We start from the raw sequence: 12,657 nt of genomic DNA, 5'->3' as shown, positions 1-12,657 counted from the left end.
ATAACAAGGCGTTCAAGAGGGATTCATGCCGCGTGGCATTTTTGGTATGCGGTGAGTTTTAGTGGTGAAAATGGTCTGCGAAAGGTTGGTTTAGGCGGCATTCACCCCTTAACGCAGCGTTATGCTTAATCACGTAAAATCAGTGGTTTATTGTTTTTCTATGCTCCCTCGGCTGGTTGGTTTCGAGTTTGTCGGCAAGTTGGCTTCATTGGACGCTGTTTTCGGGACACTTATTCTTTGGTGCTGGAAATTCAGGGAATTGCCTCAGTCAATTTTCGGGTAGGCATAAGGTTAGGGTTGCTGGTTCTATCGGCTTTGTTTCCTAATTCGATTTCAGTTAAAAACACGCCTAACATGACTAATTGTTAGGCGATCACCATCGTTTCGGGCATACCTAGCCCTGTGAGCTTGTTTAACGCTTTTATCATGGCGTAAGTTTCACCAACCTGAGCATTGTAGGTTCTCAGGCTTAATCGCCCACCGAACAACTGCTTCACTCGATACATTGCTGTCTCTGATAGTGAGCGTTTATGGTAGCCGTACCGCTTTTTCCACTTATTGTTGGAGCCGTAGAGCTTCTGGCAACCTACCGCTAAATTCCTAGGGTGGCCACTCTCCCAGAAGGCAGCCCCTTCTCTAGGAGGGATGAGTGGTACAGCTCGCTTGAACCGTATGGCTTCGTAGCAATCCCTTGTGTCATAAGCACCATCACCAGATATCTCGATAATTCTTCGGCGTGTTTGCTTGAGCAAGTTAGGAAGGACTTCTGCATCGGTAACATTAGATAAACTCAGTTCTGCCGCGACGATTTCGTGAGTGCTGGTGTCTACCGCTAAATGCAACTTTCTCCAGACTCTACGCTTCCCGTCAGTACCATGCTTCTTGACCTTCCATTCACCTTCGCCATAAACCTTGAGACCTGTTGCATCAATGGCTAGATGCTGTATTGCACCTCTAGTCTTTGGTTTAAATGAAACCTCGACTTGCTTAGCTCTTCGACTGATACAACTGTAATGTGGGCAGACTATAGGGACGTTAGCCAATGAAAAAACAGAATCGATAAACCCTTGCAATGCTCTCAACGGCATTGAGAAAACTCGTTTCACCATAAGCGCAGTAGTAATGGCTAAGTCGCTGAACTGGCGAGGTCTACCACGTTTATCTTGTTTGCTCTGCTTCCACTGGCGAATGGCTTCTTCATCAATCCAGAAAGTGAGTGAACCACGGTTGATTAAGGTTTTGTTGTACTGTTTCCAGTTCGTTGTTTTGTAGCGAGGTTTCGGCATGAGACTAGGGGAATTAACTTACTTAACCGATCAGATCGTAACCTTCTGATTTAGTTCCCTCGAATTACGCAACAAAGCCAAGTAACATCTCAAGGTGTCGAGCTTGAAGGGCAAGCCTATCTGGCTGACAACTGGGAGGCGTTGGCCTCTTACACCTACCTTGATATGGAAGTGAAAAAAGCCACCGATGCCACGCTTGTCGGGACGACACCGATTTATGTGCCAAAACACAGCGCAAATCTTTGGACGAACTACTACCTCACTTCCGGTGCTTTAAGTGGTGCTCGTATTGGTGGTGGTGTGCGTTATGTGGGCGAAATGGAAATGGATGCTACCAACACCCAAGGCAAGGTGCCATCGTACACGGTCGCTGACCTCTCGCTTGGTTACGACCTGGGCAGCGCGAGTGATTCACTCAATGGCGCGCAAGTTAACTTGGTGGTGAACAACCTGTTCAATGAGCAATATTACTCATGCTACAACCAGACCAACTGCTGGTTTGGCGCGGAGCAAACCGTCGAGCTCAACGTGAATTACGGCTTCTAACCAAATAGAATCGACAACAAGTAGGGTGAGGCATTGGCCACCTCACCCATCTATACAGAGCAACATGTGCTAATTTTTATACTGTTAATGCGCTTTCCATTCCACATGGCGGCGAGCATATGCTCTCCTGCCACCAAGTAACATTCTCACTCTTTCCGTTAGATTTCTGCCTGACTGGCTTGTCAGCTTTGCTGCAAAAAAAAGCCGCATTGTTACAGCGACTGGTCAAAAAAGGAGCATAACTTAAAGACCGAAAATAATCTGAACCGTAGATAGCAGTATTAGTTCAGACAGGGTTTAGTTAAAAGCCCGAGCAAGTCTACCTTCACCAAAGTATTCGTAAACTTTTGTAGAATTACAGACAAAAACTGATTCTCCGGCAGCAACAGTAACGACATCGGAACCATGACGAATCGCACAGTTGCCTTCAATGCAAAAAAGAATTTCAGCACTCCGCACATATTGCCGACGTTCAGTCGCTTCTACGTTGACGATCTCAAAGCTGAAATCTTCGACTGGGATAGGATACGCAGTTTTGTTTTCAATATTGAAAGGCTTGAGTATTAGCTCATCGCGGTCTGTCGAAATAAAGTTGGTATTGGCAATCAGTTCAGCGATATCCATATGTTTTGGCGTTAAACCCGCTCGCAGCACATTGTCAGAATTGGCCATAATTTCTAAGCCCGTTCCTTTGACATACGCGTGAGGTGTTTCTGCATGCAGAAACATCGCATCGCCAGGTTCAAGCTCAACAATGTTGAGCAACAATGGAGAGAACAAACCAATGTCATCTCGATAATCTTGGCGAAATTCTTTTATCAGCTCAAACGCTTCACGTGCTTTCGCTGTTTTTGCTGGTTGATCAACCGCTTGTAACAACTCAGCAAGAGCGCGTTGTTTACGCTCAGCAGAGAGATTCATCACAACATCAAAGAAGGCTTTCAACCCCGTTGAGGTAGGCTGAAGAATGAGCTTTTCAAGGTCTAAACGGAGTGTTTCAATCTTAGCTTGGTCAAATAGGCTCACGATTTCTTCTATGGTACGAAAGCCGTTCATCGCTTTGTAGAAGGTCAGCGCATAAACCAGTTCTGGTTTATGGTTGTCATCTTTGTAGTTACGACTGCTGTCGGTTAGTTGGAGGCCTTGCAAATTCTCTTTCTGATAACCCTCTATCGCTTTTTCTCTACTAGGATGAACTTGAATAGAAAGTGGCTTTTCGGCTGACAGCACTTTAAAGAGAAATGGCAAGTCCCCAAATCGTTCAACGGTGTAATCACCAAGCACGTTCGCGGGATCAGATTGGATGAAATCGGACAACAGCATACCTGTATGAGCCAACTTTGAGCATCCATTTGGATGTGTGCCCATCCAAATTTCAGCTTGAGGTACTTGCTCTGGGTTATCGATGCCAAAAAGTTCAGTGATGGCGGTTTGGCTACCCCAAACATAATTCTGAATGACATTTTCAAGTTTAAAGATAGAGTTATTCATTTGACACTTCCACACTGGCAAAACACATCCCCAAACGAATCGCTGAGGCGATATTTCTTGAGGTTCTGGTTACATTTTTCTCAGCTTCTTCTAAAACGTTTTCTAGCGTTTGAGGCGCGCGAACTGTCCCAAATAGCGGATCGATTCGGCTGTAAAGTTCGTCCACTTCTTGACCGAGAGATCCCGCCACACCAATGACAGGAATGCCTCTCGCGTGTGCACGTTTTGCAATGCCAAATGGCGTTTTACCTTGCAAGGTTTGGTTGTCCATTTGTCCTTCGCCAGTGATGATCAGATCGGCATCTTTGATGAGTTCATCGGCATTAAGTGTATCGAGTACCATTTCAATACCCGATTTCATTTCCATATTGAACAACAGAGAGAGCCCTAATGGTGTTCCTCCCGCAGCGCCAAAACCAGGTTGAGATATGGGATCTGCGCTCTGATACGAGGAAGAAACACTAGCGAAATTTTCCAATGCTTTATCGAGACTGACGATCATTTCGTCACTTGCCCCTTTCTGCGGACCGTAGACATGGCTAGCGCCAGCTTTACCACATAAAGGGTTGCTCACATCACAAGCGACAATAAGTTGTACCGATTTGCATCTCGGATGGATTTTTTCAAGATTGATCGACGCCAGATGTTCTAACGCGGCGCCTCCTTTTTCGAGTTCATCTCCATTGCTATCGAGTAACATTCCGCCAAGCGCTTGCACTATCCCTGCACCGCCATCGTTGGTTGCACTGCCCCCTAAACCAAGAAGAATTTTATCAACACCGGCATCCAGTGCGAGCCTCAACAACTCTCCGGTTCCGTAGGTTGACGTTATCATTGGGTTTCGTTCGCTTGGCAGCAGCAAATCCAACCCTGATGCGGCGGCTACCTCAATAAGTGCTGTTTTTCCTTCATCCAAGAGCGACCACTTGGCATAGGTTTTTACTCCAGTTGGCCCATCGACTAGGGATACTTTCCATGAACCGTTGAGGCCAAGCGTCAAAACATCCACCGTCCCTTCGCCACCATCGGCTAACGGCAAATGCTCGTAGCTGGCCATCGGAAAAATATCGCGAAAACCCCGTTCAATCGCGACGCACACTTGCTTCGCTGTAAGCGATTCTTTAAACGAGTCGGGAGCAATAACAATTTTCATGTGATTAACCTTAATACGAGACAGAGAGGTCAGGTCAAACACCCCATATTTTTATGAGGTGGAGACTGCTCTAGAACTTCACTTGGAAAGATTTAACCTGACACGGTTTCAGCATGCCAAACGATGCCGTTTCTACCTCATTTGGTAGTACTTTCTCGTCTAGCTGTGTTTCTTTCCATGACGTTACTTCTGAAGTAAACATCACTGCATCGGTAATCACTTCGCTCTCTGATGGGTTGTAGACGCGCAGGATGAGTGCATCCTCGTCTTCCGCTTTCTTCAGTACGCTCAGTACCGCGCCTTCAAGCGATTTGTTTAGCAAGCTGTGCGTTAGTGGTAGGTTTTGCTCGCCTACGTTCAGCTTCATCGCGTTGTAAGGGATCTTGTTGTAGCACTGGATTGGAGTCACGTTGTCACGAGCCGCTGCCATTATGTTTGCTTCGATGTGGTTGCCCGCGAAACCGAATAGCGCAAACTCACAAACGATCTTGCCGCGCACTTGAGAATCTGGCGTCGGGATCTTGATACCAGATGGACGACCTGGACGAAGCATCAACTCTTCTTTACCCAGTACGCCGATACCACGTAGAAGGGTTAGGGCGAATGTGTCACGCTCTTCATTGCCTTGGCTTGAAATCACTTCAAATTCACGCAGACCGTTGCTCATCAGTGCCATACCACCTTGTGCGTTTTCAACCGCGGCAAAGTTCATTAACTGGTAAACCGGCACCGGTGCTTCTTTCCAGCCGTCTGCTTCCCAGTTCGCCATTTCTGGATCGTTCGTTGGACGAGTGATCAAACCGAACTGGTTGTCTGCTACTACGGTTTCAGACACAAACGGTGTTGGTACTAATACGCGAACGCGGTGGTCGTCAGCTTGGTTATCCAGCTCCATGCGAACTTCAATACGGCGTGTACCTTGTTTTAGAACCACTTGACAGTTCACGTCTAGGTAACCGTTTTGACCTGTGCGCTCTTCACGTTGTTGTAGGTTCTCAGGCAAGTTCATGCGCAGCTTGATGGTTGCGACAGATTGGAAACCTTCGTGCTTCACATTCACTTCTGCATCGAATGCGTCTGAGTACAGTAGCCACTCTTTACGAGAAGGTGAGTAATCGTATTCGTCGCCATCGTCAGAGCCGTCTTCAATGCGCAGCACTTGTTGGTAAAGGTGCTCTGTCTCTTTGTCGAAGATGTTCAGAGTGCCGTTTGCGTTGACGTTGATGCGGTAGAATTCGTTCTCCAGCAGGCTATTTTCATATGAGAAAGCTTTCTGCTCAGCCACTTTTTGCGTGCCTTTCTCATTCGCTTGAATGTGTAGGGTAGTGAAGCCCATCGCTGGCACAGTGTGCTTGATTTGAATGTCGTATTCGATGAACGGGTCGTAGTTACCGTAGTGAACGATTTGACGGTCAATCTTACCTGGATCGATTACGCGTTGATCTTGGATGAAGTACTCAACTGGCGTGCCGTTTTCATCAAACAGGTTGAACTGTTCTGCACGGATAGTGATGGTGGTGTTTACCACTTCTTCACGAGCGTATGGCGATAGGTTGAATAGTGCTAGCTTGTCGCAACCTTCGCGCGCTGGCATGTGGTCAACAATCTTACGTTTGTAGAAGTTGATCAGGTTGGTCGCCATGTCGTCCGCAAGGATGTAACGGTTCAAGATCTCTGCGTGTACTTTGTCTGAGCAGCAGCAGCCAATCGAGTCGTGAGCATGGTTCTTCATGCTCTCTTTCCACATCTTCTCGATTAGACCGTGGTGGTATTCAAAGCCCAGTGTCCATGCGATAGACGCTAATGGCTCAAGGATATTGACGATCTTATTTTCTACTTCGGCGTGGATCAGTTTAATGTCCATACGCGTTGAAGAAATAGTACGGTGAACACGCATGTATTTACCGTCGTTGAACTCGCCTTTGATGGTATCAAGCTGATCGCGCTCGGCTTCAATACGCTCAAACACTTCTTCAAAGCGGCTCATTTTGAATTCTTTGTCTGGGTAGATTTCACGTAGCTTATCCATCACCTCGAAGATGTCTTTTTGGATAGGCATTTGGTCGTGACCGTTTGGTAGCAGGATGTCTTTGGTTACCGACGGTTTTTCTAGCACTGGGAAGTACTTATCTAGACGTGCGCACAGACCTTCTTCGTCTTGCGGTAGGTATTTACCAATCGCGTAGCCCAGTGGCAATACTTGCGCAGAGACTTCGCTGCCATCGTTTGATTGCCACAAGAACTCGGTTTTATCTGTGCCGTGACGCTCTGAACAACCACGCCAGAACATGGCGCGATTGATGTCAAAACCGTTGTAGATAGCAGGTAACTGAGAGCTCATAGAGAATGAATCTGGCAGGTAACCAATCTTCATTGGCTCGCCTAGTGCTAGACAGTCGCGCAATCCGTAAAGCATGTTACGTACGATAGATTCGCCAGATACTTGCATCGTATCCGTTTGAGAGTACCAAGGGCCAACAATCAGTTTGCCAGCTTGTACTAGCTTACGTACGCGCTCTTTGTTTTCTGGCTTGATTGCGAAGTAATCTTCCAGAACTGCGGTTTGACCGTCTAGAACGTAGTATTTGTAGTCTGGATCGTTTTCCAGACGAGTCATGATTTCTTCCATGTTGTTCACTAGCAGAATGCGAGACTCTTCTGTAGTGAAGTACCATTCACGATCCCAGTGCATGTGAGGAGTTATATGAACGCGAGATGTTGTCATAACTGTATTACCTATTGAGCGATTTACTTAAGCAGTAAAGAGGCCCGAAATTTGAAAATATGGGGATTAAATCTTGTTACTAACTTGTTCAGGGCACAGTCAACCTGTGCCCAGTGCTATTTAGCGTTAGTTTGAAGTCGCTGCCTGAGCGTCAAATTGACCCTTTTTTACTGCGTGAGCTCGCCAACCGATGAGCATCGTGGTTGAAATTGCAGTACCAATGAGAGCAGCACCCAGCCAGATTGCACCGGCACCGAATGCACCAATTTCTGCGCTGTAATCGAGTAGGAATAGCGATACGATACCCGCACCCGGCGCTTGTAGACCGATACCCGCGGCACCTACGATGGCACCACAAACTGCCGAGCCGACTAGGAATGAACCAATTACGCGTACTGGATCCTCAATCGCCATAGGAATCGCACCTTCAGTAATACCCGCAAGACCCAACAACCAAGTTGACTTACCCGTTTCAATCTCGAAGTCTTTAAACAGACGTGGACGAAGCATAGTCGAGAATGTCACGGTAAATGCCGACACCATTTTCACTGAGGCAAAGATTGCATACGGCGCAAAGTTACCGTTCGCCATCGCACCCACACAGAATAGGTAAGCGGCTTTGTTAATTGGACCACCAAGGTCAGACGATACAAACAGACCAATTACCGCACCTAGGATGATGGCATTAGTGCCAGATAAACCATTTAGGAAATCGGTTAGCCCTTGGTTAAGCCATGCGACAGGTTTACCCACTACGAACAGCATCAATGAACCAACGATCAAGGTGCCGAGTACTGGGTAGAGGTAGAAGGTCAAGAAACCATTAAAGGCAGGGCTAACACGAACATTCTCTTTCACCCAACGCATGAAGTAGCCCGCTAGCAAACCACCAGCAACACCACCGAGGAAACCAGCGCCGATTAAGTTCGCCGCAAGACCTGCTGCGAAACCTGGTCCTAATGCTGGTTTATCAGCCAATGAGTAAGCCGTGTATGCAGCCAACACTGGCACCATTAGCACGCCAAGAAGACCACCACCCAGCTTACGGTACATGTTCAACCAACTGCCCGCCTCGTTATAAAGCGCGAGCATTTCTGGGTTAATACGTGAAAGCAAAACCGCAATCGCCAGCACCGTACCACCAGCCACGATCAGTGGCACTGCAAACGAAATACCAGAAAGCAACGCTTGTTTCACATCGGTTTTCCAAGAGTTACGTTTCTTCGGCGCATCCGTTGCCACGGCACGCTCTGCACCAGAACCATTTTTTGCCGCTTCTAACGCTTCATTAAGAATGCGTTCAGCGTGTTTAATCGGCTCTGCAACTGGCACTTCAACGCGAGGAATACCGTTAAATCGCTCTAGCTCTTTGATGGCGACTTCTGCCGCAAATACGCAAGCATCTGCTTTATTAAGTTGCTCAGCCGTTAAGCGATCTTCAATACCATTAGCACCTTGTTTTTCAACATGAACATTGATACCAAGCTTCTTACCCGCTTTTTCTAGGTATTCTGCAGCCATATAAGTGTGAGCGATACCAGCAGGACATGCCGTCACACAAACAACCGTTGGCGCACTTGTATCTAAGTTGTCTTGTTCAATAACCACTTCGTCAGGCTTATTAAACAGCGCCAGAAGTTCATCTGTGGTAGTCGCATTCAGCACCGCTTCACGAACATCGTCATCAACCAACGTTGTTGTTAGCTCGGTAAGCAGGTGCATGTGAGTAGAGCCTGCTTCAGCATTTGGAATAGCAATCAGGAAGATCAGATTCACATCTTCATCTTCATCTAAGCCTTTCCACTTTAAATCTTGTTTTAGTGTCGCAACCGCGAAGGCAGCTTCTTTTACTGCATCTGTTTTACCATGAGGTACCGCCAGGCCTTCGCCTAAAGCGGTTGGTCCTTGTTCTTCACGGGCAAATACCGCATCTAGGTATTGTTGTTTATCGTGCAGCTTGCCTTGTTGTTCTAATTGTTCAGCCAGCGCACGGATCGCTTCGTCACGACTAGCAAAAGTCGCCTGTAGGTTAATCAGCGATGGGTGGGTTAGAGAAGTCAGATTCATAACGTTTGTCCCATTGTCACATTATTCATTGTTGTCCGTACAACAATGAGACCAATAATACCTATTAAATACAAATTATCCGAGATCTGGATCTCATTTGAATCAAAATATGTATTATTGTTGTATTGTTTCATTTAAAGCCATATCAAACAACCGCTTGTCATATTGAATCGAATTCGTATGATACGATTAACTATAGCGTATATAAGTGTTGTTCCATCAAATCGAGTCGTATCGGAACAGTGTAAGAGAGGTAGCCATGGCAAGATTGCCTATGTATCGACAAATCGCAGATGCCATTCGTGGCAAGATCAGCTCAGGTGAATATAAAGTCGGTGACGCCCTTCCCACTGAGGCACAATTACGAGAAGAGTTTTCCGTTAGCCGCGTGACCGTTCGCCAAGCGATTAAATTGCTCGTTGAAAGCGGCGAGCTAGAAAGCAAGCAAGGCAGCGGCACTTACGTAAAAGAAAACAAAGTTAACTATGATATCTACCAGCAAAGCAGTTTTGCTGAAAAATGGTCTCATTTGGATTCAATCATTCGTAGTGATGTCCTAGCCTTTGAGATTCGCAGTGCCTCGATATCCATGGCTGAAATACTACAGATCAATGAAGGAGACAGAGTTTTTTATGTAAAGCGTGTCCGTTATGTCGATGATAACCCCATTACAGTAGAAGAAACTTGGTTACCGACAGAAATGTTTCCTGACTTGACGTATCAAGTCATGAAGGGGTCAAAGTACGATTACATAGAGAAGCATAAAGGGTTAATTATCGATCGCAGTGAACAAGAGATCATTCCAGTACTCCCTCCACAAGAGATCGCCATTTTACTTGGCATTGATGCATCACAACCCATTATAGAAAAACGTACTCGTAGCCATCTCCAAGACGATACTGTGTTTGAATACAGTCGTAATTACTTTAAATCCAGTGAATATAAGTTCACCTTAATTGCCAAGAGAAATCGTCATTAATGGTCTATCGATATCAAATAACATGTTAATCGTAGCCCCTAGAAACGTGTGAACAATACAAAAAAACCGCACCGAAAAGTGAGATCTAGCGATACGTGAGGATCAAAAAAGGGCTCTTACGAGCCCTTGTTCAACGTTTTATTATTTACGCGTTTTCTAGCTGAGCCACCATGCTACGCGCAACGGCTTCGGCCACTTTAATGCCGTCGATACCCGCAGAGAGGATACCGCCAGCATAACCTGCACCCTCACCCGCTGGGTAGAAACCTTTAAGGTTAACGCTTTGGTATTCTTTGTCGCGCTTGATGCACACAGGAGAAGAGGTACGCGTTTCCACACCAGTGAGCAAACCGTCTTCAGACGCAAACCCTTTGATCTTGCGATCAAACGCGGGAATCGCTTCGCGAATCGCTTCAATAGCAAAAGGTGGCAACGCCTTCTCAAGGTCCGTCAGTTTAATACCTGGCGTGAATGATGGCTCCACGTCACCAAGAGCACTTGGATCGCGACCTTTTAGGAAGTCACCAATTTTCTGTGCAGGCGCGTCGTAGTTTTCACCACCAAGACGGTAAGCATTGGATTCAAGCTCGCGCTGGAAACGGATACCCGCCAGCGGATCGCCCGGGTAATCAATCTCAGGAGAGATGCCCACCACAATCGCACTGTTGGCGTTACGCTCAGCGCGTGAGTATTGGCTCATGCCGTTTGTCACAACGCGGCCTTCTTCAGAGGTCGCCGCTACTACCGTGCCACCCGGACACATACAGAAGCTATAAACCGTGCGGCCATTCTTACAGTGGTGCACCAGTTTGTAATCTGCCGCGCCGAGAATTGGATTGCCCGCGTTTGAACCAAAACGTGCTTCGTCGATCATCGACTGTTTGTGCTCGATACGGAAACCGACAGAGAACGGTTTAGCTTCCATATAAACGCCGCGCTCATGCAACATTTCAAAGGTATCGCGCGCACTGTGACCGACAGCGAGCACCACATGGCGAGATTTTAGCTCTTCACCGTTAGACAGCGTCACGCCCGTGATTTGGCCATCTTCCATATGGATATCGTCAACGCGCGTGCTAAAGCGGATCTCACCGCCGAGCTCAAGAATTTTCGCGCGCATTTTTTCGATCATCGTGACCAGCTTAAAGGTACCGATGTGCGGCTTACTTACGTAGAGGATCTCTTCAGGTGCGCCCGCTTCAACGAATTCGGTGATCACTTTGCGGCCATAGAAGTTAGGATCTTTCACTTGGCTGTAAAGCTTACCGTCAGAAAAGGTGCCCGCACCGCCTTCGCCAAACTGTACGTTTGACTCCGGATTCAGCGTACGCTTACGCCAAAAACCGAAGGTATCTTTGGTACGCTCACGCACCTCTTTGCCGCGTTCAACGATGATTGGGTTGAAACCCATTTGCGCCAACACAAGGCCAGCAAACAAGCCACAAGGGCCAAAACCGATCACGATAGGGCGCTCAGTGAGGTTCGCTGGCGCTTGAGCCACATACTTGTATTCCATGTCCGGCGTTTCACGAACATGGGGATCTTTACTGAACTTCGCCAACAACTTATCTTGGTTCGCCACTTCAATATCCAGCGTGTAGATCAACTGGATGTTGGTCTTTTTACGAGCATCGTAACCACGTCTAAACATGGAAAAAGAAAGAACCTGCTCTGCGGGAATGCCGAGCTTGGCGGTAATGGCTTCGAGAAGCGCGCCTTCCTCATGGTCGAGGGGAAGTCGAAGTTCAGTTAAACGTATCATGGGATGTCTCGTTACAGTTGGTGTCTTAGCCTTGCTAAGTCATTTCCTTTTAGGGAAAGCAACCAGCGCAGCTCACAATGGCGCGCATTTTACGAGAAATTGCTTTCTATGTCATACAAAAAGCAGAACTGGGTCATACTAAAAACCAGAACGAAGCAAAGTTCACCAGAACAATCGCCGTCACCAATGTTGAATTTTGCCTTGGGATCAGTATCATCCCCCTTCTTCATTTTTGACCGCAACGTGTCATTGAAGAATGTGTTTCACTGAACTAAAGAGCGCTATGTCATGGCATTTGTGGTAACTGATAACTGTATCCAATGTAAATACACGGATTGTGTCGCCGTTTGCCCGGCGGATGCCTTTCACGAAGGGCCGAACTTCATGGTGATCAACCCCATCGAGTGCATCGACTGTGGTTTGTGTGTGGACGAGTGTGCCGCAGCGGCAATCTTCCAAGAAGATGAGTTGCCAGAAGATCAAGTGATCTACAAAGAGCTGAATGCGGAACTGGCCGAGCTCTGGCCAGTACAAACCGAAGTGAAGCCAGGAATGGATGAGGCAGAAAAGTGGAATGGCGTGCCAAACAAGTTGGACATGCTCGAAAGATAAGTTTTCCCAGCGAATCGATGGGTTAAGCCGATTCGA

General features: G+C 47.1%; 8 protein-coding genes and 2 pseudogenes. 4 read left to right on the top strand and 6 right to left on the bottom strand.

The window, feature by feature from the left end:
• Positions 1-129, top strand: a pseudogene (locus FC652_RS14685) (DUF3265 domain-containing protein); the annotation flags it as partial.
• A gap of 236 nt (positions 130-365) precedes the next feature.
• Here the strand turns inward: FC652_RS14685 and FC652_RS14680 are convergent.
• Positions 366-1,286, bottom strand: a complete 921-nt coding sequence (locus FC652_RS14680; protein ID WP_176299184.1) for an IS5 family transposase — start codon at positions 1,284-1,286, stop codon at positions 366-368.
• Between the two features lie 78 nt (positions 1,287-1,364).
• Between FC652_RS14680 and FC652_RS14675 the strand changes: the two are divergent.
• A pseudogene (locus tag FC652_RS14675) lies at positions 1,365-1,832 on the top strand (TonB-dependent receptor); the annotation flags it as partial.
• Positions 1,833-2,129: 297 nt separating this feature from the next.
• Here FC652_RS14675 and manA read toward each other — a convergent pair.
• From manA to mngA, 4 genes are all read right to left on the bottom strand, one after another.
• On the bottom strand, positions 2,130-3,323 hold the full coding sequence (gene manA, locus FC652_RS14670; RefSeq protein ID WP_176299183.1) for a mannose-6-phosphate isomerase, class I: 1,194 nt from the start codon (positions 3,321-3,323) through the stop codon (positions 2,130-2,132).
• A complete protein-coding gene (locus FC652_RS14665) occupies positions 3,316-4,476 on the bottom strand; it encodes a glycerate kinase (RefSeq protein WP_176299182.1) in 1,161 nt (386 codons plus the stop codon). Before FC652_RS14665 ends, manA begins: the two co-directional genes overlap by 8 nt.
• Positions 4,477-4,546: 70 nt before the next feature.
• Positions 4,547-7,201 carry a mannosylglycerate hydrolase gene (mngB, locus tag FC652_RS14660; RefSeq protein WP_176299181.1) on the bottom strand — a complete coding sequence of 885 codons (2,655 nt, stop codon included), beginning with the start codon at positions 7,199-7,201 and terminating at the stop codon, positions 4,547-4,549.
• Between the two features lie 126 nt (positions 7,202-7,327).
• On the bottom strand, positions 7,328-9,268 hold the full coding sequence (mngA, locus tag FC652_RS14655; RefSeq protein WP_176299180.1) for a PTS 2-O-a-mannosyl-D-glycerate transporter subunit IIABC: 1,941 nt from the start codon (positions 9,266-9,268) through the stop codon (positions 7,328-7,330).
• A gap of 259 nt (positions 9,269-9,527) precedes the next feature.
• Between mngA and FC652_RS14650 the strand changes: the two genes are divergently transcribed.
• Positions 9,528-10,247: a GntR family transcriptional regulator gene (locus FC652_RS14650; protein ID WP_165387740.1), complete on the top strand. Its 720-nt coding sequence runs from the start codon at positions 9,528-9,530 to the stop codon at positions 10,245-10,247.
• A gap of 145 nt (positions 10,248-10,392) precedes the next feature.
• Here the strand turns inward: FC652_RS14650 and FC652_RS14645 are convergent, their stop codons facing one another.
• Positions 10,393-12,009, bottom strand: a complete 1,617-nt coding sequence (locus FC652_RS14645; protein WP_047111547.1) for an NAD(P)/FAD-dependent oxidoreductase — start codon at positions 12,007-12,009, stop codon at positions 10,393-10,395.
• Positions 12,010-12,297: 288 nt separating this feature from the next.
• Between FC652_RS14645 and fdxA the strand changes: the two genes are divergently transcribed.
• Complete coding sequence (fdxA, locus tag FC652_RS14640) at positions 12,298-12,621, top strand: ferredoxin FdxA (protein WP_176299179.1); 324 nt, start codon at positions 12,298-12,300, stop codon at positions 12,619-12,621.
• Positions 12,622-12,657: the final 36 nt, after the last annotated feature.

This window comes from Vibrio sp. 05-20-BW147, from assembly GCF_013369385.1.
In the GTDB taxonomy this organism is placed as follows: domain Bacteria; phylum Pseudomonadota; class Gammaproteobacteria; order Enterobacterales; family Vibrionaceae; genus Vibrio; species Vibrio floridensis.
Note: the sequence above shows the minus strand (reverse complement) of the source record. Positions and strands in the feature narration are given on the sequence as shown.